This is a genomic window from Phycicoccus sp. Soil803 (genome assembly GCF_001429685.1).
GTDB lineage: Bacteria > Actinomycetota > Actinomycetes > Actinomycetales > Dermatophilaceae > Pedococcus.
Window position 1 is genome coordinate 2,459,841 of record NZ_LMST01000001.1, and the last position, 22,170, is coordinate 2,482,010.

The following is a 22,170-nucleotide window of genomic DNA, read 5'->3' on the forward strand; positions in this document are numbered from 1 at the left end:
CACTGGCCGCTCCAGAGGTGCCTGTCCCACGCAGTCCTGGCGCCTGAGAGGTTCCGGGGAGTTTGCCCCTTCGGCGCCCCGCCGTGCGACCCGTCCGGGTGCACGCGGGGACTCTCCCGCGCGGGATGTTCAGCGGTGCCAATCTACAACACGACCCGCCGTCCTCGAGAGGACGACGGGCCGGATGGGACGAATGGGGCGTGCGGTCAGGCCAACCTGGCCGCACGACGCTCGCGGAGCTCGTCACCGGGGTGCTCTGCGGGCACCTCGTCGTCGGTGCGCTCGCTGGGCAGCTGGGCCAGCTCGCCCTCGACCTCGCGCCAGACGCGACCGACGGCGATGCCGAAGACTCCCTGGCCGCCCTGGACCAGGTCGATGACCTCGTCGGCCGAGGTGCACTCGTAGACCGAGGCACCGTCGCTCATCAGGGTGATCTGGGCCAGATCCTCGACGCCACGCTCGCGCAGGTGGGTGATGGCCACCCGGATCTGCTGCAGCGAGACCCCGGTGTCGAGGAGGCGCTTGACGACCTTGAGGACGAGGATGTCGCGGAAGCCGTAGAGCCGCTGCGTGCCGGAGCCTGTGGCGCCGCGCACCGACGGCTCGACCAGGCCGGTCCGGGCCCAGTAGTCGAGCTGGCGGTAGGTGATGCCGGCCGCCTTGCACGCCGTGGGTCCGCGGTAGCCGATGTCGTCGCTCAGCTCCGGGAGGTCGTCCGTGAACAACAGCCCCTGTGCCGCAGCCGGCACGCTCGTGTGGCCGTGCGGAGCCTCGTTGCTCGGGTTCACAGCGCTCACCTCCTGAAGACTTCTGCTTGGTCGTGCTCGGGTCGTGGTCTCCGCGCAACGTGGCACGGTGTAACTACACCGGTCGCATTACGGGTCTGTGCCGAAGGTACGGTGGCGCAGAACCCGAGGTCAACTACCACTCGACCTTTGCGCTTCGGCGTGTCGCGCCATGCGGACCAACCTTCGATGTTCAGTTGAGGTTCAAGGTTTTGTGCACGAACCGCTAGCCGGATGTCCCGGTTTCGTCGGGTTTGGTCTCGAAGTCCTCGGCCGAGACGTGGTCCAGGAACTCCCGGAACTTCTCCACCTCGTCGTCCTTGTCCTCCTCGCCGGACATGGCGACACCGGCCTCCTCGAGCAACGACTCCCCCGCGACGATGGTCGTGCCGGTGCGCAGGGCGAGGGCGATCGCGTCCGACGAGCGCGACGAGATCTCGGTCGTGCCGTCGAGGATCAGGGCGGCGTGGAAGACGCCGTCGCGCAGCTCGACGATCCGCACCTCGGTGAGCCGGTGGCCCAGGCCCTCGATGACGTTCTTCATCAGGTCGTGGGTCAGCGGCCGGGGCGGTTCGATGCCCTGCTGGGCGTACGCGATCGCCGTCGCCTCCGCGGCGCCGATCCAGATCGGCAGGTAGCGGTCACCGTCTCGCTCGCGGAGCAGGACGATGGGGTGGTTGGTGGGCATCTCGACGCGGACACCGAGGACCTCGAGGACCTTCACCATCCCACCTTAACGCTGTTCAGCCTCGCTGGAGCCCGTCCCTCACGAGGGCGGTGTGCAACGCGATGCACAGGCGCAGCACGTCACCGGTCGGATCCTTCGGCTGACCTGCGCGGGCGCCCTTGCCGGACGTCGGGCGGTGCGGCGTGACGACCTGCTGGACGAGGCCGATCTCGCGGTCTGCCGCGGTGCGGAACGGCCGCAGGTGTCGCGGCTCGAGCCCGTATGCCGCGAGCTCGGCGGCGGTGTGCGCCACCGTCAGCGCGGCGTCACCGAAGTGCCCGGTGGCGTCGGCGTGCAGGAGCCCGAAGGTCTCCAGGGCGTCCACCGTGCCGGCGTCGAGGCCGGCCGACGCGGCCAGCTCGGCCTTGGTCAGCCGCAACGTCCCGCCCCGGGTGACCTCGGCAGCGGTGGGCACCTCGGGGTCGGTGACCGGCGCCGGGACCGACGGCCGCGGCATACCGGACTCGTGGCGCTCGGGGGTCAACCCACGGTCCATGGCGTCGAGGGCCGACGCGATCACCTTGAGCGGCCAGAAGTGGTCGCGCTGGGCGGTGAGGATGTAGCGGAGCCGGTCGAGGTCAGCGCCGGAGTAGGTGCGGTAGCCCGAGCCGGTGCGGGCCGGCGTCACCAGGCCCTCTGCCTCGAGGAAGCGGATCTTGGAGATGGTGACGTCCGGGAAGTCCGGCGTCAGGGCAGCGAGCACCGCACCGATCGTCATGGACTGCGGCGTCGTGCGAGGGCTCACCAGCGGTGGGTGACTCAGGCCCTGCCGGCGTAGAACACCAGGCGGAACTTGCCGATCTGGACCTCGTCGCCGGTCTGGAGCGTGACCTCGTCGATCCGCTCGCGGTTGACGTAGGTGCCGTTGAGCGAACCCACGTCACGCACCACGAAGGTGTCGCCGACCCGACGGAAGGTCGCGTGCTTGCGGGAGACGGTCACGTCGTCGAGGAAGATGTCGCTGTCGGGGTGGCGCCCCGAGTTGACCTCGTCGTCGTCGAGCAGGAACCGCGCGCCGGTGTTGGGTCCGCGCAGGACCACCAGGAGTGCCGTGCCCGGGCGCAGCGCGTCGACCGTGGCCTGGTCGGCCTTGCTGAGGGCGACCTCGGCCTCGGCGCTGGTGTCGACCTGCTCGAGGTCGTTGATCCCGGGCAGCCGCATCGTCGTCGGCTCGTGGGGCCGGGACGTGTGCTCGTCGTTCTCGCTGCCGTTCATGGGTCCGCACTCCCTCGTGGTGGTTCTGTCCGCCCCCCTAGCAAAGCACAAACCTAAAGGGACGCCGGTCCCGTCCGCAGCGAATTGTGCGAACGAGCGACGCGCAGGTCAGCCGAGCTGGGCCTGGTATGCCGCCGGGTCGAGCAGGGCCTCGACGGCCGCGGCGTCAGCGGGACGCAGCTCGTACATCCAGCCCTCGCCGTACGGGTCGGTGTTGACGAGCTCGGGAGTGGCGTCGAGCGACTCGTTGACGGCCGTCACCTCGCCGGCGAGGGGGGCGTAGAGGTCGCTCACGGACTTGGTCGACTCGACCTCGCCGCAGGCGTCGCCAGCGGACACGGTGTCGCCCACCGCGGGGAGGCTGACGTAGACGACGTCGCCCAGGGAGTCCTGGGCGAACGAGGTGATCCCGATCCGCACCGTGCCGTCGTCACCGGACCGGACCCACTCGTGCTCGGCCGTGTAACGCAGGTCCTGCGGGTAGTCCAGCTCGCTCATGCTGCTCCTCGGTGGATGGGGGTGGGGCTGCCTTCGAACAACTGCACGCCGCTGCCGTCGGGGCGATGGCGGGTCAGGGCGATGGTGCCGGGACGGGGCGAGCGTAACGAGGCTCGCTCAGACTGTGCAACGCGGTGATCGCGAGGTCGTCGGACTGCCGCACGGAGGGCAGGGCGCCATCACCGCGGACAGACTCGCTGACGCCACCGGGGATCTCCATCGCGGATGCCATCGTGGCGCTGTCGCCGATGGCGGTGATGACGTAGGGGGGTTCGACGCGTTCGCCGCCGATCTCGATCGCGCCGTCGACGTCGGCGAACCAGGTGTCCGACACGACGCGCACGTCACCGATCTGCACGGCCTCCGCGCCGGCGTCGCGCAGCTCCTGGAGGGCGTCGAGCAGGCGGGCTGCTGTGACCTTGTGGTCGGGGTCGTTGATGTTGATCACGATGCCCGGTCCGGTGGCCGGCGAGGTGCCGGTGAGGATCCCCAGCGTGTCGAGCCGCTCCTGGGCGGACTTGAGGGCCTCGGCACTGGAGTCGACACCGGACACCAGCCGGTCGCGGCTGGTCTCCAGCTCGCGCGAGTCGGACGCGAGCCGGTCCTGCTCCTGGCTGACGTCGTCGAGGATGCGGACCAGCTCGTCCTCGCGCAGCTGCTCCAGCCCGCTCTGGTTGGTCTGCTGGACCTGGGTCGCGATGGCGAAGCCGAGCACGATGGCCAGCAGGGCCGCGAACGCGTTCGCCCGCGTCGCACGGGGCCGCGCCATGCGCAGCAACCTGCCCCACGAGCCCGAGGTGTCCTCGGGGCCGTCGGTGCTCACGCGTCCTCGCCCATGGCTGCGCCGCTCATGCCTTGAACAGGTGCCGGCGGATCGAGGCCACGTTGGAGAAGATCCGCACCCCGAGGACGACCACGACACCGGTGCTCAGCTGCGACCCGACGCCGAGCTGGTCGCCCAGGAAGACGATGAAGGCGGCCACCACGACGTTCGCGAGGAACGACACGACGAAGACCTTGTCGTTGAAGATCCCGTCGAGCACGGCCCGCACGGCGCCGAACACGGCGTCGAGGGCGGCGATGACGGCGATGGGCAGGTAGGGCTGCAGCGCAACGGGCACGTCGGGACCCCAGAGGAGTCCCACCAGCACGCCGCCGATCAGGCCGAGCAGGGGTATCACGGTGAACTCTCCGACGTGGACGGTGTGGTGGACTGGGTGGTGGACGGGGTGGTCGTGGCGGTGGTGGCCGGCGCGCTGGACTTCGGCTTCGGCACCATGGCCTCGCGGACCGTGAGCGAGGTCGCCGCGGGCAGCGACAGGCTCTTGGCCGCGTCAATGGAAACACGGATGCCGTAGTTGTCCTGCAGGGCACGCGCGTAGGCGCCACCGTCGTTGGCGGCGAACTCGACCTGCAGGTCCTCGGGGTCGCCGATGACGCTGATCCGGTAGGGCCTGGCCAGCGGTCGGTAGTTGACGAGGATGGCCTCACCCGCGAACCGGATGGCCGACCTCGACGTCAGGCGCTGGCCGTTCACCGCGATCGCCTCGGCCCCGGCCTCCCACAGCCCGTTCACGACGACCTGCAGGTCCTTGGAGAAGACCTTGCCCTCGTCCTTGTCCGCGTCGGTGCGCGGGTTGCCGTCGGCGCTGGTGCCGTCGCTGCCGGGGGCGTTGTCGAGCACGACCGTGATGCCGGGACCGGACACCTTCTCGGCTCCGGAGGCGAGGGTGAGCGCCGCTAGCCGGGTCTGGAGCGACGTCTCGTCCTGGCCCAGCGCCTGCGCCTGCAGGCGGTCCACCTCCGCCTGCACCGCACGCAGCTGCGCCTCCTGCCGGTCCACCTCGGCCCGGCGACTCTCGATCTGGCTCACCAGGTTGGCCTTCGCCCGGATGGCCGAGGTCGAGGGGGTGCGCAGGGCGAGGGCCCCGAGGGTGAGCAGCAGGCCCGCGACGACGGCCGCCACGGCGACCGTCATGGTGCGGGTGCCGGTGCTGGGCGGCAGGCCGGCGGCTTCGCGCTGGGCTGCCGCCGCGGCATACCCCGGGTCCAGGGGGCGCTCCATCATCGAGATGAGCAGCGTCATCGACTCGTCGGGCCGGCGGCCCGGCGGGGTGGACGGCGGGCCGGCGTCGCGGTGTGAGGTGTGTGGCGTGGTCATGTCGCCGGCACCGTGTGTGCGGCCACCACCTGGCGGGCCTGCACGATGTACATGACCCCGGCGACCCAGTAGAGAACGGTCCCCCACCACGCGAACGCCCAGCCGATCGGCAGGGCCCAGGCGGCGAAGGTGCTCGAGCCCTCACCGAGCAGCAGGAGGGGGAAGGCGTAGAGGAGGTTGAAGGTGGCGGCCTTGCCGACGAAGTGCACGGGCAGCCCGGTCTGGCCGTAGCGCTTGATCCACCACAGCACACCCGCGAGCAGCACCTCGCGCCCCACGAGGGCGACAACGAGCCACCACGGGATGATGTCGCGCCACGCGAGGCCGAACAGCGTCGTCGCGATGTAGAGGCGGTCGGCGAACGGGTCCAGGAGCTGGCCGAGCCGGGACTCCATGCCGAACCGTCGGGCGATCTTGCCGTCGAGGTAGTCGCTGACCCCCGAGAGCATGAGGACGACCAGCGCGAGCACGTCGTGCTCGGACAGGATCGCCCAGAGGAAGACCGGCACGCCGACCAGCCGCAGCACCGACAGCACGTTGGGCAGCGTCAGGACCCGGTCGGTCACCGCGGGCTCGCCGACGACCCTCCCCCGTTCTCCTGGTGCTGACACGCTGGCAGCCTAACGGCCAGCCCCCCGTAGAGTTCGCAGGCATGGACAACCCGCTGGTCGGCCCCGGGCTGGAGCGGCTGCGCGAGCGCCGCAGCGTCAAGTGGCGGCTCTACGACCCGGACATCCTGCCCCTCTGGGTCGCCGAGATGGACGTCGTGCCGGCCGAGCCCATCCAGCAGGCGGTGGCGGATGCCATGACGCGCGGCGACACCGGCTACCCGTGGGCGGCGGACTACGCGGAGGCACTGTCGGCCTTCGCGGCGAAGCGATGGGGCTGGGAGCCCGATCCCGCCACGATGGAGATCGTCCCTGACGTGATGCTCGGGGTGGTCGAGGTCCTCAAGCTGGTCGCCGACCCCGGTGCCGCGGTGGTCGTCAACTCCCCGGTCTACCCGCCCTTCTTCCAGTTCGTGAGCCACCTCGGTCACCGGGTGGTCGAGGCACCGCTGGGCGAGGACGGTCGGCTCGACCTCGCCGCGCTGGAGCGGGCCTTCGCCGACGCGACCAGCGACGGCGCCCGCGCGGCATACCTGCTGTGCAACCCGCAGAACCCGACGGGGGCGGTGCACACGCCCGAGGAGCTCACCGCGGCACTGGAGCTCGCGCACTCGTCCGGCGTGCGGGTCGTGGCCGACGAGATCCACGCACCGGTCGTCCACGCCCCGGCGACCTTCACGTCGGTGGCCTCGCTGCCCGCCGGGTCCCGGGCCATCGCGCTCATGTCGGCATCGAAGGCCTTCAACCTCGCCGGCCTCAAGGCGGCCATGGCGGTGCCCGGCCCGGAGGCGGTCGCCGACCTGGCCCGCATGCCGGAGGAGGTGTCGCACGGCGCGAGCCACCTCGGCGTCATCGCGCACCGGGCGGCGTACCTCGACGGCGGGCCCTGGCTCGACGCACTCCTTGCGGGGCTGGACTCGAACCGGCAGCTCCTCGCGACCCTCCTGGCGGAGCAGCTGCCCGAGGTGGGCTACCGCGTGCCGGACGGCACGTTCCTCGCGTGGCTCGACTTTACGGCCCTCGACCTCGGTGACGACCCGGCAGCGGTGCTGCGTGAGCGCGCCCGCGTGGCGCTCCACCCCGGGCCGGGCTTCGGGCAGGGTGGCAAGGGGCACGCCCGGCTGAACTTCGGGACGTCGCCCGACATCGTCCGCGAGGCGGTCTTCCGGATCGCCGCGGCGCTCTAGCTGTCGGCTTGCGCCTGCAGCATCTCGATGGCCTTGTCGATCCGTCGACGGCGGGTCTCGGGAGCCTTGGCACCGTTGATCGCGTCGACGTGGGCGCGCTGGTGGCTGTAGGACTGTCGCGCGAAGACCGCCTTCGCCTCGGGCACGACGTCGAGCGCCGCCGCGAAGTCCGGGGGCACCTCGACCTCGCGCGGCGCCGTGTCGAGCTCGAGCGTGACCTCGACGACCTCGCCGCCGGACACCCCGGTGAGTGCGCGGTTCTCGGCGCTGACGCCGACCAGGTAGCGCCCACCCATCGACGCCACGCTGCTGCGGTAGGTCTTGCCGTTGATGGTCACCGCGACCTTCGGCCGCTTGCCGCCGCCGAGCGCCTCGACGACCTCGTCCGGCACGACCAGGCCGGTGGTCGTCTTCCCCGTCTGCAGCACCTCGGTGGTGAACTTCATGCGCCCGAGTATGCCGCGTGCCACAGTGTGGGGCATGGCTGACAGCAGCGCGTTTGGCGGCTTCCCGCATTGGGGCGTGACGTTCTACCAGGAGCTCGAGGACACCAACACCAAGGAGTTCTGGGCGCAGCACAAGGCGCAGTGGGAGCGCGACGTCCGGGAGCCGATGCTCGCCCTGGCCGACGCGCTGGAGGACGAGTTCGGTCCCGCGCGGCTGTTCCGCCCGAACCGCGACATCCGGTTCAGCCACGACAAGTCGCCGTACAAGACCCACCAGGGCGCGTTCGTCGGCGTGGCCACCGGGATCGGCTACTACGTCCAGGTCAGTGGCGACGGCCTGGCCGTGGGCGGCGGCTTCCGCGCCCACTCCCCCGCCGAGACCGGCCGCTACCGGGCCGCGGTGGACATTCCCGCCTCCGGGGCCCGGCTCGAGCAGGTCGCCACGGAACTGACCACGGCCGGCTTCGCCCTCGAGGGCGAGGCACTCAAGACGCGGCCGAAGGGTTTCGCAGCCGACCACCCTCGGCTGGAGCTCCTGCGGCGCAAGGAGATGATGGCCATCCAGCGGGTCGGCACCCCGTCCTGGCTGACCACACCCCAGGCGGTCGACCACGTGCGGGCCGAGTGGCGGCGGGTTCGACCGCTCGTGGAGTGGATGACCGAGCACGTGCACGAGTAGCGTCGGACAATGGGCTTCGAGGTGACGGCCGCGGCATACGGCAGCTTCATGGGGCGCTTCTCCGAGCCACTGGCGCCTGCCTTCGTCAAGGCGTCCGGGGTGTCGGCGGGTCAGCGGGTGCTCGACGTCGGCGCCGGCCCCGGAGCCCTGACCGCGGTCCTCGTCGAGGTGGCGGGCGCCGACCGGGTGGCCGCCGTCGACCCGTCGCAGTCGTTCGTCGCAGCACTCCGTGACCGCCTGCCCGGGGTCGACGCCCGCGCAGGCAGCGCCGAGGACCTGCCGTGGGACGACGCGTCGTTCGATGCCGCGCTGGCCCAGCTGGTCGTGCACTTCATGCGTGACCCGCTCGTGGGTCTGCGGGAGATGGGTCGGGTGACCCGGCCGGGCGGCACCGTGTCCGCGTGCGTCTGGGACCACGCGGGCGGGGGCGGACCGCTCTCGCTGTTCTGGGACGCCGTGCACGAGCTCGACCCGCTGGCCGGAGGAGAGCGGGGTCTGGCCGGTGCCCGCGAGGGCCACCTGGCGGAGCTGTTCTCCGAGGCCGGTCTGGCCGACGTCGGCTCGGGGATGCTGTCCGTGGAGGTGGGCTTCGCCAGTGTGGACGAGTGGTGGGAGCCGTTCACGTATGGCGTGGGGCCGGCCGGCGCCTACGTCGCCGACCTCGACGATGCGGGCCGGGAGGCCCTCAAGGCAGAGTGCGCGAGCCGGCTCCCAGATGGTCCGTTCACCCTGACCGCCTCCGCCTGGGTCGCCACTGGACACGCCTCGTGAGCGACCTGCGGCTCGTCGCGCTCTGCTGCGTCAGCGGTGTGGTCCTCGGCGTCGGATCGGTGTTCGCCCTCACGTGGGGCGACTCCTACGAGCGGATCGACTCCCTCATCGGCACATCGGGCATGGGTCTCGTGGCCGGGCTGGTCGTGGGCGTCGTGGCTGTCGCGGTCCGAGCCGGCCTGAGGTCTCTCCGCGGTAACAGCGAGTGAGAGGGCACCGCTGCACCCACTACCGGCGCGGGTAGCTGACCCGTTCCCGTTGCCATTCGTCCGCCTCCGAGGTGAGGAGACAGGGATCCGTGAACTCGAACCGCTCGCCGTTGGCGTGGGTCACCGTGCCATGGACGATGAGCCAGTTGGCGTCCGTGTCGAGTCCCCCAGTCCCGGGATCGCTCTGAGATCCCAGCTCTCGGACCTTCGAGGGCCCTTGAGGCCCGAGAGGTGGGATCTCGGGCGCCTTGGTCAGGGCATGAAAACGGGGCCCGAAGTGTGTGGACAAGTCGGACCCCGCTAGTCGGGCTGACAGGATTTGAACCTGCGACCCCTTGACCCCCAGACCGGCGGGGGTCTTGGGGCCTGCTCAACGTGAAGTGCTGCGCTCGGTTTCAGGAGGTATTTCCGTGCATGGCGTTCAGACCGTTGGGGACCTTTTGGGGACTTTTCGGCCTGATTCGGGGATCGATCCTCATCTGCCGTTGTGCAGCGAAGCGCGGGGCGATTGTCACTCAGTTGGCCACTCAGGGCGTCTGGCCCATGCGCGCTCATGCCGACAGTCTCAAGGGGTCACTCGTGCGGCGTCCCAGGCGCTGCCTTGGGGGCGCTACGTTGACCTCGCTGCCCTCGTGGAGCCAGGCGTTTTCCGCTACTTTGGGTGAAGTTCGACGACAGGGGCGGGCTATGGGCGGACACGAGGTGGGGGCGCGGCGCGGGGTCGACGTTGAGCGTGTGGTGGTCGGGCCGAGGGAGTTGGCTGCGCGTTTGGAGCATCGGTTGCACTGGCCGGAGCTCGACGAAGCCGGCGTGCGTGAGGGGTGTTCGTACGCGACCAAGGTTGGGATGCCGGTGGTGTTGTGTCGGCCAGAGCACGTTGCCTTGGCCGTGGAGTGCACCGCGGGTTCGTCGGTCGAGGTGGGGACGGCGCCGGGTTTCGCCGAGCTCCGTGCTGGTGCACCCATTTCGACAGACTTCCTGGTCGAGGAGGCGCGTGAGCTTGTCGAGTCTGGCGCGGCGGAGGTCGCAATCGTGGCCACCGCGGCGGCGATGAGTCGTCCAGGTCGGGACTCGTTCACAGCCCAGGTGGCCGCGGTGCGAGAGGCTGTGAGCCCGGCGGGCGGCAGAGTCCGGGTGCTGGTCAACACGAAGGGCATGGCGTCCTCCGAGTTGGCGTCGACATGTCGTGAGCTAGCACAGGCCGGGGCTTGGTTAGTGCAGGGCGGCACATTCCTGGGAGACCGCGTCAGTTTCGGCGAGGTCGGGGTGATGCGCGAGGCCCTCGGACCGCGGGTGCTGTTGAAGTGGACGCACCCGGTGCGGTCGGTCGAGATGATGCTGATCTGTATCGCCGAGGGTGTCGACCGGTTCAACGGCGATCCGCCGGCCTTGCTAGAAGCTGCTCGGACGTCGTCACGGGCGGCACCCCTGATGGTGCCGGTCCAGGGTGTGGATTACTGAGGGCCCCATGATGTCCTGGGCGGCACAGTTATGCGCGCGCCCCGCGGGCGGCACGACCACGTGCGCGACAGCAAAGCGCCCACGCCCTGCAGCATTCCCCCGACGTGGGCACCCAGCTCCCGCTCGAAGGCTCCGCCCTTTCGGCCCGGAACGCAATGGCTCAAACGAGCCATACCCCTTTAGGCCCGGTGCGCGCATGCTTGCTGCGCGCGTCCCCGTCCCGGTGTCCCCCCGCCCAGGTCGATGGGGGCGCGTGTGCGACGCCACCGCACCCCGCTAGCCCAAAGAGGACGTGCGAAGAGGGTGCGCCGATAAGGCCGGCTGAGCGAGTCCGCGAGTCTGAGCAAATGCCCCCTCACGGAGCACGAGCCGCAGCCCGTCCGCGGGGTGGTTGCATGGCGGTGTTGACCGGGAGCAGACTGGCCGAAGAGTGCCCACGCCCCAGACCCCGCCGTGTGCAGGAGTGTCAGCGACCTCGCGAAGGCGGCCGGGCAATGAGTCAATCGCCACTGTGGACGCGCCAGGCCACGTGGGCGGGCACCCCCAGAAACGTCGGGCACGCCCGCGCGTTCGTCACGAAGCATCTGATTCACAACGGCCTGTCATCAGAGGTCGACGTGCTGCGGTTAGTGGTCAGCGAGCTTGCAACTAACGCGGTCATCCACGCCGTAACCCCGTTTACGGTCACGGTGGGGCGCATCAACGGGACGCTGAGTCTGATAGTCCGCGATCGGTCGATGATCGGGCCGGAGGCGGACCCTGTGTGCCGACCTGGACTGGCTACCGGCGGAAGAGGGCTGCACCTGGTTGAACTGCTCAGCTCGACGTGGGGCATCACGCTCGCACGCGACGGAAAGTCAGTGTGGGCCAGGTTCGTCCTCGCCGACGGTCCAGACAGGTGGCTTTCCGCACCAGGACAACCTCGGCCTTACGGGTTGGACACTTCATCCACACCGGCACGAGAGTTGTCGCCTCCAGATCCGCTCTGAGCGCGCCCCGTGGCCGCTGCTCTGCCCGAGGCTACGCGGCGGAGCGTGAACCCCAAGTTGGCTTTAGGTGGCGGGGTCTGGGCCGACGATATTCCACCGCCACCCTGAGTGGCGCGCGGCAAGTGCGAGCATCCAGAACCTCACCGGGCGCCACCCAGTCGAGGTGGTGGTGCACGGGCGGGCGCGGGTGCGCAGTTGGCGTTACAGGGGGCACGCCAACGGCACAACCCACGCCCTCCCGCTGGCCCAAAGAGGACGTGCGGAAAAAGGTACGCCGCCAAAGCCGACTCGCCTAGCCTCCCGGCGGAGACGCGCAGGCTTGGCGGCGCCACATGCGTGCTACCGGCAGTTTTCCGACGCTGGAGGCCCGCCCCGCCGTTGGGCTGCATCGGACGCGCGGGGCGGGCACTGGCGCGACCCCGCGAGAGGTGTGCATCGGCACCCGCCGCGGCTACCATCGGTGATGGCGCTTGCCCGGACCCCGCACGCCGCACTCGATGGCGAATGTCCGGGTCCAGCAGTGAGGTCCGGGGTGACTGAGCCATCCGGGCGACGTCTGGCATCACAGGGGAGCCTGGCCATGTCGACCGAGGCAGTGCCCCCACTTCTCTGGAGGTGGGGGCACTGGTGTTTCCGGGCACATGTCCTCCGCCGTCTCGCGGGCGTGCCCAGGTGTGGCACGTTCCGAAGGGTCGTTACCCGGGGACATGACGTGGCGGTCTTAGACCGCTTCCGGTGCCGCCGCGGGCTCCGGAATAGCCACGCCGAGGGCCCCATCGAGCTGTGCGATCGTGAGTCGGCCGTCGACCTGAGCGGCAGCGGCCATTACGTCGGCCAAGAGCTCGATCTCGTGGAGCAGCGCCGTGTCCGTGAACTGTGGTTCGAAGTCGTCCCCGACCATGCTGCGACCGTATGGCGATGTGACGCGTCGGCGCTATGGCGATTGCACGAATCCACGTGGCCATTTGTGGCTGGTCACAATGAGGCACGCTCGTCCTGGTCACGATGGTCGAGGGGTGCAGGGAGAGCCACCGACCCATAGCGGAGCCAGAAGGCAGGCCGGAGAGACTGTCCAGCCCTCCCCTGGCGCCGGTGGTGATGCGGCGGTACACGGAGTGTGCACCTGGACCGTGCTGGGTCCGAGGGCTTGACCGGCTCGGAGTGCCTGCCGGATGCTGCCGCGTCGGGTCGTCGGGTCGTCGGGTCGTCGGGTCGGCGGGTCGGCGGCTCGGCGGCTCGGCGGCTCGGCGGCTCGGCGGCTCGGAGGCTTGACTGGTGGGCCGGGGTGCGGTGGGGTGCGCGTGGCGCGAAGCGCCTAAGCGCGGGGCCCCATCGCGGGGCCCCGGCCCCAGCGGCGCGAAGCGCCGCCTTGATGGTTGTTAGAGGTCAATTCTTCAAAGCAAAGACACCGGGGTCCGGGCCTCCGTGATCCGCTGACGATTCAGCGACTTGCGGCGGCACACGGAAACGTCCCCATCGCGACATGAGCGTAAAGGTCGATCCGTCCCTTGGTAGCGACGCTGCCATAGTGACCACATGTGGTTGAACGAACAGGGTGTAGCCCAGACGGCTGCTTTGCCGAAGCCGAAAGAGATCATGACTAAGTCCTTTCGACGCGGCCTGGATGCGGTCGCCCGAGCCGACCCACAAGGCGTGGAAGACGCACTTGCGAAGGCCGAGGAGCAGTTCTTCGACATCGAGATGGCCCCGCCCGATGTGGCGGCGGAAGCACCGTTCGTGGGATTACCACCGCCGGTGAAGATCCTGCGAGGACCGATCGTGGACGCCGAAGGTGTCACGGCAGGGATCGCGCGGGTCGATGAACGATGGAGGCTGGACGTGATCCTCGCCCTGGAGGACTACACCGAGTGACCCGCCGCGCAGGCGCGTACCCGAACTCGGCCTGATCGGGCGTTCAGCCGGCGGCATTGCGGCCAGTGATGGCTCCTGGCGTGTGCCTGTGCATGATCAGGTTCACGACGAGAAGGGGCAAGCCGATCCAGGGCACGAGGAAGAGAAGCACGAACCACCACACGGGCTTGACGCTAATCCAGGGCCGCATCCAACCGCCGGACACGTTCCTGGCGTACAGCGCGATTGCGATTGCCAACACGAGAACGATCGGCACACTGACCGAATTGATGTGAAAACTCAAACCTGTGCCCTCCACTTAAGAAGGCTACATAGGCGTGGCGCGGCTCGCGGCAGAACAGTCCGGGCTGCGCCCCCACCGGAACTTGGCACGAGCGAGTCGCCCTCCGCGGCAAATGCGTGAACCCCGCGGGTTCGGCATGTGAGGATTCCGGAGTGGACGAGCTCGATGATGGCTGGCAGCGCGGAGGCAGCGTTCTGTGGAAGGACTTCGAGGCCAACGGCCATCACTACTCGATCGCAGGCGGTCCTCGTGAAGTCCTGCTGTGGTCGCAAGGCAACGCGGGTACCGACGTTCCCAGCGCATTGCTGTACGGACTGTGGGCCCAGATTGCTGGCTGGACGGCTCGCACGAACGTAGTCAAGGTGCGCCGGCGCCGATGGGGACCGATCCGTCTGCAGGTCCTTCGACGCGAGTTCCCCGAATCGAAGGACCTACTCGACTGTCTCAAGGCAGTAGAGAACGAGGTGCAGCAGGGCGCATCCGGACTCGACTGATTCACACTCACCGGCACGAGCGGACGCGCCCGTCGCGGTAAATCCAGGCGCTTGGGCGCTCGTTTGGGCGAGACTCTGACGCGTGTCTGAGCTCGAGGAGTACCTCATCGAAGGTGACGATCTAACCGCCGCGCAACTGGACAAGATGGGTCAGGCGGTGCTGCGTGCCATCCAGGGAGACGCAGTCCGTTTCCAGACGGACATCCCCGAGTTGAAGCCGACCGACCCGTCCGCGGTTCACGTAGCCGCCGACGTGCTGCGGACGGCAGCCGGCAAGACTTCCGAGAAGGACCGCCAGTACGCCATGACGGGATGGCTGGACGCGACCGACCCAGAACTGTGGGACGCCTATGTCACGTTCATGCCTTGGTCCATCGACGGCGATGTCTGGGACGGAGAACGCCGTCAGATCGTGAAGGTGGATGACGGGGCCGTGACCACAGTTGCCGTTGCTTCGGCCCGGTTGCCGGATATCGCCAGCATCGTCGGGCCCGAACGACTGACGCCCTGGCTGGAGGTGAAAGCGGAACGACGAATCGAGCGTCGCCGGTGGCTGAGCCGAAATCCGGACGTCTTGATCGGTTGGCTTGCCGTGGCGCTCGGGTTGCTGCTGATTCCGCTCCCAGGGCCTGGCTGGTTGTTGCTCGCGGCTGGTGCACTACTGCTGGTCGCGGGTGCGACAGTGCGAAGCATCGTCGGACGGTCCCGGGCCTGAGGGCCGCGGTTCCTGGCTTCCTTGAATCCGCAGGCATGATGGGATGCGTCCGCAACGCGCCGCGTGGGCCCTGATCGGGCGTCGGGTGTGATCGACTGCGGAGCCGCTGCTGCAGGCGTTCCTACCCTGCCGGTCCCTGGTTGTGGTTGTTTGCGGTTGTTTTCAGTCTGATGCCGGATGTTGCCAGCCAATGCAGACTCAGCGAATTCTGTTGGGACACAGCGACGTTCAAGACTTCGTAAAGGATCACACAGAAGGTTGACGATTGGTGGACTGAGGCGTCCCGAGCGGTCTGAATGGTTTGCATGGCAACACCTCCGCTCAGAGACCACGTAGTCCGCCTCGTTGCGTCCCTCGAGGGCGTCTGCGTGCGCCCGGTGGTCCGCCGGGTCACCGACCGGGTCACCGGGGAGTCGGTGGTCCGGGCGCTGGACTGCGGCACGACGCTGGAATCCAAGTGCCACGCCTGCGCGGCGAAGGCACGCCGGCTGCGGATCACCCAGTGCACCGAGGGCTGGCACCTGACCCGCGAACCGGAAGTAGGCAAGATGACCGAACCGCCGACGGAGGACCGCGATGACGTGCCCTCTGACGTTGCGGACGCCGATGACGACGCCACCCAGGCGCGGCGGGTGCGTTCGACGAGGCGCCTCGACGGGATGCCGCAGCTGCCGCAGCAACCGGTGCAGGACCGCACCGTGGGCGCGGTATTCGCCGCCGGGGAGGGCAAGGAGTACCGGCCGTCCATGTTCGTGACACTGACGCTGGGCTCCTACGGTCGCGTATACCCCGGCCGGGGCGTGCCGGTGCGTCCGGAGCGGTATGACTACCGGCGCGCCGCGCTGGACGCGTTGCACTTCCCCAGGCTGATGGACCGCTGGTTTCAGAATCTGCGCCGCTGCGCGGGGTACCGGGTGCAGTACTTCGGCGCGATCGAGGCCCAGAAACGGCTGGCCCCGCACTTCCACGTCGCCCTCCGCGGCGCGATCCCCCGCGCCACCTTGAAGGCCGTCACGAGGGCCACCTACCTGGCTCTGTGGTGGCCCCAGATGGACACCCCGGTCTACGTGGAGCGGACCCCGGTGTGGGACGACGGGGCCTACCGCGACCCCGACACCGGCTACCCACTGCCCAGCTGGGATCAGGCCCTGGCCGACGTCGACGACGACCAGGCAGCGCAGCCGGCGCACGTGGTCACGTTCGGGCGGCAGGTCGACGTCAAGGGCATTCTGGGCGGGTCGAAGGACTCCGCCCGGGCGGTGCGGTACCTGACCAAGTACCTGACCAAGTCGATCACCGACACCTACGCCGACGAGGACGACCCCGACCCCGCCTACGAGGCGCACATCGACCGGTTGCACGACCAGATCCGCTGGCTGCCCTGCACGCCCGAGTGCGCCAACTGGCTGCGCTACGGCACCCAACCGAACAACCCCGGCCCCGGTCTGGTCCCCGGCCACTGCGCCTCCAAGGCCCACGACCGCGAACACCTCGGCCTCGGCGGCCGCCGCGTCCTGGTCTCCCGCGGGTGGTCCGGCAAGACCCTGTCCCAGCACAAGGCCGATCGCCGCGCTGTCGTCGAGCAGGTCCTGTCCGCCGCCGGCATTCAGCCCGACGACGCCAACCGGATGGCCGCCGACACCCTCACCGAGGACGGCAAACCACGCTTCGTCTGGGTGGAGGTCCCGGTGACCCAGGGCGACTGGGCCCGCGTCGTCATGGACTCCATGCGCGAACACGACCGCAGACGCGACCAGTACGAGCGCGCGAAAGCCATCGTCGCGGGCACCGACCCACCTGTGGACAACCTTTCGGCAAACCAACACTCCAGTAGCGATGACGCTGCCTGAACCGAGGAAGTGCAATGGAATCCCATGAACTGATGACCACTGAGGAAGTGGCCGAGCACTTCCGCGTGAACCCGTCTACCGTCCGACGGTGGCGGCTGGACGACGTCGGGCCGAGTTTCGTGAAGATCGGCAGCGTCTACAGGTACCCACGCGCCCTCATCGGGACGTGGGTCTCCAATCAGGTGAACGAGAGGGCCGCGTCGTGAGAAAGACACTCGAGCCACCCATCGGCGCGGTCGTTCGTGGGGACATCCGGGTACGCCAGGCACAGGCCGGCCCTCGATACCTGGCTCGTGCGCGCTGGACTCACCCGGTCACCCATCACCGCGAGGAGACAACGCGCCAGTTCGCCAGCGAACACGCGGCTCAGACCTGGATAGATGAGCAGGTCGGCGTCGCGCGGACCGGAGTCAATCCGGGGCAGACATTGGCTGCCTACATCGCGTCGATCGGGACAAGCTGGGCTCGCGGCATCGATGCCTCATCCACCATGGATCCGTATTCGGCTGGGCTTCGCCGCAGGGTACTGCCGACCCTCGGCCAACTGCCAGTGTCGATGGTCACGGCTGGTGTCATCGACAGGGCCATTGATCGGTGGGAGGCCGAGTACGGGTCCTCCACCGTCAAGAACACCGTGGCCGCGCTCGTGCTCGTCCTGGACCAGGCGATGCGTGACGGACTGATCTCGCGGAACCCTGCAAAGGACCGTGCCCGCAGGCAGCACGTCGGCCGCCGCGCGATGTCGCAGCCTGACCAGACGAACCCGCGCGAGCTTGCGCTGCCTGATGTCGCCACCTTGGATCGTCTCGTCGCGGCCGTCATCGGGCAGGGCAACCAACAGTGCTGGGGCGATGTGGTGACGCTGCTTGCCACCACGGCCATGAGGATCAGTGAGGTTTCGGGGCTGGTCGTCGGCGACGTCAACCTCAATACCGGCCTCATCCAGGTCGAACGGCAGACGTACCCAGGTCGGGGCGGCCTCATCACCAAGACGACAAAGGGTCGCCGTCGCCGGATCGTGCCGATCATCGACCCTCTCCGGCCGACACTGGAGCGGCTCACGTTCGATAGGACTGCGAGCTCGCGTCTGGTGATCGGTCCCCGCGGTGGCGTCATCACGACGGCAACGCTCCGCGACGCTACGAAGTGGGACGAGGTTGTGTCGCGGCTCGGCCTAGCAGGGCTGGTGCGCCACGGCCTGCGGCACACGGCCCTGACCTGGATGGCCGACGCGGGGACCGACCTCTACGTCTTGCAGCGGGTGGCTGGCCATCAGGACCCCGCCGTGACTGCGAGGTACCTGCACCCAGATCACGCTGCATTGCTCGCCGCTGGGACCCGCTTCTCCACCTGGTGGGGACAAAATGGGGACTTGGCGCCCGTCCTCGTCGATCCGGCCACGTCTGCCGGTGGAGCATGAGAACGGGCCCTGACCTGCGTGAACAGGTCAGGGCCCGGTTGGTCGGGCTGACAGGATTTGAACCTGCGACCCCTTGACCCCCAGTCAAGTGCGCTACCAAGCTGCGCCACAGCCCGTGGCTTGCCCACGCGAAATCGAGCCGAAGCAGGACCGCGGGAGCGAACGAAACCTTAGCGCACGGCATACCTCCGCTTGAAATCGGTATGCCGTGCTGCCGGCTAGCGGCGCTTGCGCTTCTCGCGCACCCGGACGGACACCTCGATCGGCGTCCCTTCGAAGCCGAACTCCTCGCGCAACCGGCGCTCGAGGAAGCGGCGGTAACCGGCCTCGATGAAGCCGGAGGCGAAGATCACGAACCGCGGCGGGCGGGTCGAGGCCTGCGTCGCGAAGAGGATGCGGGGCTGCTTGCCACCGCGCACCGGGTGCGGGTGGGCGGCGACGATCTCGCCGAAGAAGGCGTTGAGCCGACCGGTGGGGACGCGGTAGTCCCACGAGTCGAGGGCGCGCTCCAGGGCGGGGACGAGCTTCTCGACGGAGCGACCGGTGCGGGCCGAGATGTTGACGCGTGGTGCCCACGGCACCTGGACGAGCTCGCGCTCGATCTCGCGCTCGAGGTAGTGGCGCCGCTCCTCGTCGAGCAGGTCCCACTTGTTGTAGGCGATGACGAGGGCGCGGCCGGCGTCGATGACGTGCTGCACGACGCGGACGTCTTGCTCGGCGATGGACTGCTCGGCGTCGATGAGGACGACGGCGACCTCGGCCTTCTCGAGCGCGGTCTGGGTGCGCAGCGAGGCGTAGAAGTCGGCGCCGCGGGCCTGGTGGACCCGGCGGCGGATGCCGGCCGTGTCGACGAAGCGCCAGGTCTTGCCACCCAGCTCGATGAACTCGTCGACCGGGTCGCGGGTGGTGCCTGCGACGTTGTCGACGACGACGCGGTCCTCACCGGCGAGCTTGTTCAGCAGGGAGGACTTGCCGACGTTGGGACGACCCACGAGGGCGACCCGGCGCGGGCCACCACGCTGGTAGGCGTCGGCGTTGGCGGAGATCGACGGCATGACGTCGAGGACGGCGTCGAGCACGTCACCGCTCCCCCGGCCGTGGAGGGCAGAGACCGGCCAGGGCTGCCCGAGGCCGAGGTTCCAGAGCGCTGCCGCATCCGCCTCGGTGCGCTGGTCGTCGACCTTGTTGGCGACGAGGATGACGGGCTTGCCCGAGCGACGCAGCAGCTTGACGACGGCTTCGTCGTCGTCGGTGGCGCCGACCGTGGCGTCGACGACGAACATCACGACGTCGGCGAGGTCGACGGCCACCTCGGCCTGCTCGGCCACGCGCAGGTGGATGCCCGTCGCGTCGATCTCCCAGCCGCCGGTGTCGACGAGGGTGAACCGGCGACCGGTCCACTCACCGTCGTAGGCGACGCGGTCGCGGGTGACCCCGGGCACGTCCTCGACGACGGCCTCGCGGCGGCCGAGGATCCGGTTGACCAGGGTGGACTTGCCGACGTTGGGACGCCCGACGACTGCGACGACGGGCAGCGGCCCGTCCGTGATCGCGTAGCCGTCCTCGTCGTACTCGCCGTCGATGAGGGAGCGGTCCTCCTCACTGAGGTCGAACTCCTCCAGCCCAACGCGCAGGGCGCGCTCGACAGTCGAGTCGTCGGTCAGGTTCTCGCTCACGGGGTTTCCTTGCGTGGTTCGGGGGTGGTCGCGGACAGGTGTGCCGCGGGGCCGCCCACCATTGTCGCGCACATTTGAGGGTGGCCATGACAGCGACGGAGGGAGGCCGACTCAGGAAGCCGGCGTGGTTCGCGACGAAGACCACCGGCCTGGTCCGCGGCACCCGGCTGCGACCGACGACCTCGCCCCGGTAGAGCGTGCCGAACGGGATCCGGCCGACGACCATGTTGATCCGGACCCGCCAGACGGGGGTCAGGCCGCTCGGACCGGTCGCCGAGGCGACCGTCACGCGGGGACCTTGTGCGGCACCTCACGTCGGACGACGTCGAGGAGGGCGTCGATGCTCTGCTCGAAGTCGAGGTCGGAGGTGTCGACCAGGTGCACGCCCTCGGCGGCCTCGGTGAACTCCGAGACGGTCGAGTCGTCGGCGTCGCGCCGCACGATCTGGTCACGGGTCGCCTCGACCGCGTGGTCGGCGTCGTGGCCGTGCAGCTCCTTGGACCGGCGCCGCAGCCGGGCCTCGACGCTGGCGGTCAGCAGCACCCGAACGTCGGCATCGGGGGCGACGACGGTGGTGATGTCCCGGCCCTCGGCCACCACTCCCCCGGTCTCGGTGGCGATCCGGTCGATGAGCTCGCGCTGGAGCTGCTGGAGGATCGGGCGCACGAGCGTGTTGGTCGCGACCTTCGAGACGACCTCGCTCACTCGCGTGGTGCGGATGTCGTCCTCGATCTCGCGACCGCCGACCCGCACGCTCGGGGTGGTCGGCTCGGTGCCCATCTCCAGCGGGATGTCACGGGTGGCCTGCGCGACCGCCTCCTGGTCGTCGAGGTCCACACCCTGCTCGAGGCACCACCACGTCACGGCGCGGTACATCGCGCCGGTGTCGAGGTAGCCGATGCCGAGCGCCGAGGCGGCCGCGCGCGAGACGCTGGACTTGCCCGAGCCGGATGGTCCGTCGACAGCCACGACGAGGTGCTTGCTCTCCATGGCAGGCAAGACTAACGGCGGGTGGAGCTCAGCCGTGCAGTCGCCAACCGCGGGCGGTCAGCTCGTCGCCCAGGCGCTCCGCGACGGCCGGGAGCACGGAGACCTCGGCCAGGCCGAACGGCTGCCCGAGGCCGTGCTCCAGGTGCAGGTCCTCGAGGTTGACGCCGGCGTCGCCGACGTCGTGCAGCAACCGCGCCAGCTCGCCCGGCCGGTCGGGCACGAGCACCACGACGACGCTGTATGCCGTGGGGGCGGCACCGTGCTTGCCCGGGATCCGCGCGTGACCGGCGTTGCCCTGCGCGACGATCCGCGCGAGCACCTCACGGGCTCCCACCCCGTCACCATCGGTCAGGACGTCGAGCGCACCGATCACCTCGGTCAGCTCGGCGTGCACGTGGGCGAGTACCTCGCGGACGGCCGAGGCGTTGCCGGCCAGGATCTGGGTCCACAGCTGGGGGTCGCTCGCGGCGACCCGGGTGACGTCGCGGATCCCCTGACCGGACAACGCCACTGCCGGGTCGGTGAGGTCGCGCAGTCGCCCGGCCACGAGCGACGAGGCCAGCTGCGGCACGTGCGAGACGACCGCGACGGCAGCGTCGTGCTCGGCCGGGTCCATCGTGGAGACCGTGCCGCCGGCCGCCGTCGCGAGAGCGGTCACGGCCTCGACCGAGGACGGCGACGACTGCTCGTTCGGCACGACCACCCAGGCCCGGCCGTCGAAGAGGTCACCGCGGGCGGCGACCGCACCGGAGCGCTCGCGGCCCGCCATCGGGTGCGACCCGGCATACCGGGTGAGGTCGCCACCGCGACGCCGCACGTCCTCAAGCACCGCGACCTTGACCGAGGCGACGTCGGTGACCACGGCGTCCGGCCACGCGGCCAGCTCGTCGGCCACGACGGACCCTGCCACGTCGGGCGGCGCCGCCACCACGACGATGTCGGGCGCCGTGTCGCCGTCGGAGGCGACGGCGCCGGCTCCCAGGTCGCGCGCCAGCGACACCGCGGTCGGCGACGGGTCGGCGAGCACCACGGCATACCCGGCCCGCGACAGGGCGATGCCCAGGCTGGTGCCGATGAGGCCGGTGCCGACGATGCGGACGCTGGTGGTCACGACGCGAAGGCTACCGACGGGCG

The 22,170-nt window shown here is 69.6% G+C and carries 27 protein-coding genes, 1 tRNA gene and 1 riboswitch; of the genes, 12 read left to right on the forward strand and 16 right to left on the reverse strand.

Features of this window, described 5'->3' with window-relative positions; all coding sequences use genetic code 11:
- Window positions 1–21: 21 nt before the first annotated feature.
- Window positions 22–129, reverse strand: a riboswitch (glycine riboswitch).
- Between the two features lie 77 nt (window positions 130–206).
- From ASG95_RS11225 to ASG95_RS11265, 9 genes are all read right to left on the reverse strand, one after another.
- Window positions 207–797 carry a MerR family transcriptional regulator gene (locus ASG95_RS11225; RefSeq protein WP_157581965.1) on the reverse strand — a complete coding sequence of 197 codons (591 nt, stop codon included), beginning with the start codon at window positions 795–797 and terminating at the stop codon, window positions 207–209.
- Between the two features lie 214 nt (window positions 798–1,011).
- Complete coding sequence (locus ASG95_RS11230) at window positions 1,012–1,509, reverse strand: bifunctional nuclease family protein (protein ID WP_056921235.1); 498 nt, start codon at window positions 1,507–1,509, stop codon at window positions 1,012–1,014.
- A 19-nt stretch (window positions 1,510–1,528) separates the two neighbouring features.
- A complete protein-coding gene (locus ASG95_RS11235; protein WP_235543769.1) occupies window positions 1,529–2,257 on the reverse strand; it encodes a MerR family transcriptional regulator in 729 nt (242 codons plus the stop codon).
- Between the two features lie 14 nt (window positions 2,258–2,271).
- Window positions 2,272–2,727, reverse strand: a complete 456-nt coding sequence (locus tag ASG95_RS11240) for an FHA domain-containing protein (protein ID WP_056920957.1) — start codon at window positions 2,725–2,727, stop codon at window positions 2,272–2,274.
- A 108-nt stretch (window positions 2,728–2,835) separates the two neighbouring features.
- Window positions 2,836–3,225, reverse strand: a complete 390-nt coding sequence (gene gcvH, locus ASG95_RS11245; RefSeq protein WP_057377509.1) for a glycine cleavage system protein GcvH — start codon at window positions 3,223–3,225, stop codon at window positions 2,836–2,838.
- 73 nt (window positions 3,226–3,298) lie between these two features.
- Window positions 3,299–4,048, reverse strand: a complete 750-nt coding sequence (locus ASG95_RS11250; protein WP_056920955.1) for a DUF881 domain-containing protein — start codon at window positions 4,046–4,048, stop codon at window positions 3,299–3,301.
- Window positions 4,049–4,073: 25 nt separating this feature from the next.
- Complete coding sequence (locus ASG95_RS11255) at window positions 4,074–4,406, reverse strand: small basic family protein (RefSeq protein ID WP_056920954.1); 333 nt, start codon at window positions 4,404–4,406, stop codon at window positions 4,074–4,076.
- Window positions 4,403–5,386, reverse strand: coding sequence for a DUF881 domain-containing protein (locus ASG95_RS11260; RefSeq protein WP_057377510.1), 984 nt, complete (start codon window positions 5,384–5,386; stop codon window positions 4,403–4,405). Before ASG95_RS11260 ends, ASG95_RS11255 begins: the two co-directional genes overlap by 4 nt.
- Window positions 5,383–5,997 carry a CDP-alcohol phosphatidyltransferase family protein gene (locus ASG95_RS11265; protein ID WP_057377511.1) on the reverse strand — a complete coding sequence of 205 codons (615 nt, stop codon included), beginning with the start codon at window positions 5,995–5,997 and terminating at the stop codon, window positions 5,383–5,385. Before ASG95_RS11265 ends, ASG95_RS11260 begins: the two co-directional genes overlap by 4 nt.
- A 41-nt stretch (window positions 5,998–6,038) precedes the next feature.
- Here ASG95_RS11265 and ASG95_RS11270 point away from each other — a divergent pair, with 41 nt between their 5' ends.
- Complete coding sequence (locus tag ASG95_RS11270) at window positions 6,039–7,181, forward strand: MalY/PatB family protein (RefSeq protein WP_057377512.1); 1,143 nt, start codon at window positions 6,039–6,041, stop codon at window positions 7,179–7,181.
- On the opposite strand, the gene ASG95_RS11275 is transcribed toward ASG95_RS11270, so the two are convergent.
- Entirely contained in the window at window positions 7,178–7,627 is a 450-nt protein-coding gene (locus ASG95_RS11275; RefSeq protein WP_057377513.1) for a YdeI/OmpD-associated family protein, read from the reverse strand. The genes ASG95_RS11270 and ASG95_RS11275 overlap by 4 nt on opposite strands.
- 34 nt (window positions 7,628–7,661) lie before the next feature.
- Between ASG95_RS11275 and ASG95_RS11280 the strand changes: the two genes are divergently transcribed.
- The 5 genes from ASG95_RS11280 (at window position 7,662) to ASG95_RS22420 (ending at window position 11,736) form a co-directional block, all read left to right on the forward strand.
- Window positions 7,662–8,306, forward strand: a complete 645-nt coding sequence (locus ASG95_RS11280) for a DUF2461 domain-containing protein (protein WP_057377514.1) — start codon at window positions 7,662–7,664, stop codon at window positions 8,304–8,306.
- Between the two features lie 9 nt (window positions 8,307–8,315).
- The gene (locus tag ASG95_RS11285) at window positions 8,316–9,077 is read left to right on the forward strand and encodes a class I SAM-dependent methyltransferase (protein ID WP_057377515.1); all 762 of its coding nucleotides are present in this window, start codon (window positions 8,316–8,318) and stop codon (window positions 9,075–9,077) included.
- The gene (locus tag ASG95_RS11290) at window positions 9,074–9,286 is read left to right on the forward strand and encodes a hypothetical protein (protein ID WP_057377516.1); all 213 of its coding nucleotides are present in this window, start codon (window positions 9,074–9,076) and stop codon (window positions 9,284–9,286) included. Before ASG95_RS11285 ends, ASG95_RS11290 begins: the two co-directional genes overlap by 4 nt.
- A gap of 687 nt (window positions 9,287–9,973) precedes the next feature.
- Complete coding sequence (locus ASG95_RS21320; protein WP_057377517.1) at window positions 9,974–10,747, forward strand: hypothetical protein; 774 nt, start codon at window positions 9,974–9,976, stop codon at window positions 10,745–10,747.
- 494 nt (window positions 10,748–11,241) lie between these two features.
- Entirely contained in the window at window positions 11,242–11,736 is a 495-nt protein-coding gene (locus ASG95_RS22420; RefSeq protein ID WP_162259397.1) for an ATP-binding protein, read from the forward strand.
- Between the two features lie 721 nt (window positions 11,737–12,457).
- On the opposite strand, the gene ASG95_RS11300 is transcribed toward ASG95_RS22420, so the two are convergent.
- Window positions 12,458–12,637, reverse strand: coding sequence for a hypothetical protein (locus tag ASG95_RS11300; protein WP_057377518.1), 180 nt, complete (start codon window positions 12,635–12,637; stop codon window positions 12,458–12,460).
- A gap of 635 nt (window positions 12,638–13,272) precedes the next feature.
- Between ASG95_RS11300 and ASG95_RS11305 the strand changes: the two genes are divergently transcribed.
- Entirely contained in the window at window positions 13,273–13,608 is a 336-nt protein-coding gene (locus ASG95_RS11305; protein ID WP_157581971.1) for a hypothetical protein, read from the forward strand.
- 43 nt (window positions 13,609–13,651) lie between these two features.
- Here the strand turns inward: ASG95_RS11305 and ASG95_RS11310 are convergent, their stop codons facing one another.
- The gene (locus ASG95_RS11310; RefSeq protein ID WP_157581974.1) at window positions 13,652–13,906 is read right to left on the reverse strand and encodes a hypothetical protein; all 255 of its coding nucleotides are present in this window, start codon (window positions 13,904–13,906) and stop codon (window positions 13,652–13,654) included.
- Between the two features lie 137 nt (window positions 13,907–14,043).
- Between ASG95_RS11310 and ASG95_RS11315 the strand changes: the two genes are divergently transcribed.
- From ASG95_RS11315 to ASG95_RS11335, 5 genes are all read left to right on the forward strand, one after another.
- Window positions 14,044–14,385, forward strand: a complete 342-nt coding sequence (locus tag ASG95_RS11315) for a hypothetical protein (protein ID WP_057377521.1) — start codon at window positions 14,044–14,046, stop codon at window positions 14,383–14,385.
- An 82-nt stretch (window positions 14,386–14,467) separates the two neighbouring features.
- Window positions 14,468–15,100, forward strand: a complete 633-nt coding sequence (locus ASG95_RS11320) for a PGPGW domain-containing protein (protein WP_057377522.1) — start codon at window positions 14,468–14,470, stop codon at window positions 15,098–15,100.
- A 305-nt stretch (window positions 15,101–15,405) separates the two neighbouring features.
- Window positions 15,406–16,950 (forward strand): replication initiator, encoded by a 1,545-nt coding sequence (locus ASG95_RS11325; RefSeq protein ID WP_057377523.1) that lies wholly within the window; start codon window positions 15,406–15,408, stop codon window positions 16,948–16,950.
- A gap of 32 nt (window positions 16,951–16,982) precedes the next feature.
- Window positions 16,983–17,156, forward strand: coding sequence for a helix-turn-helix domain-containing protein (locus ASG95_RS11330; protein ID WP_162259398.1), 174 nt, complete (start codon window positions 16,983–16,985; stop codon window positions 17,154–17,156).
- Window positions 17,153–18,370, forward strand: a complete 1,218-nt coding sequence (locus tag ASG95_RS11335; protein WP_057377525.1) for a site-specific integrase — start codon at window positions 17,153–17,155, stop codon at window positions 18,368–18,370. The genes ASG95_RS11330 and ASG95_RS11335 overlap by 4 nt, the downstream gene beginning before the upstream one ends.
- Before the next feature lie 39 nt (window positions 18,371–18,409).
- Here the strand turns inward: ASG95_RS11335 and ASG95_RS11340 are convergent.
- From ASG95_RS11340 to ASG95_RS11355, 4 genes are all read right to left on the reverse strand, one after another.
- Window positions 18,410–18,486, reverse strand: a tRNA-Pro gene (locus tag ASG95_RS11340).
- Between the two features lie 102 nt (window positions 18,487–18,588).
- A complete protein-coding gene (der, locus tag ASG95_RS11345; protein WP_056920947.1) occupies window positions 18,589–20,046 on the reverse strand; it encodes a ribosome biogenesis GTPase Der in 1,458 nt (485 codons plus the stop codon).
- A gap of 285 nt (window positions 20,047–20,331) precedes the next feature.
- Window positions 20,332–21,036 (reverse strand): (d)CMP kinase, encoded by a 705-nt coding sequence (gene cmk, locus ASG95_RS11350; protein WP_057377526.1) that lies wholly within the window; start codon window positions 21,034–21,036, stop codon window positions 20,332–20,334.
- 28 nt (window positions 21,037–21,064) lie between these two features.
- Complete coding sequence (locus ASG95_RS11355) at window positions 21,065–22,147, reverse strand: prephenate dehydrogenase (RefSeq protein WP_057377527.1); 1,083 nt, start codon at window positions 22,145–22,147, stop codon at window positions 21,065–21,067.
- Window positions 22,148–22,170: the final 23 nt, after the last annotated feature.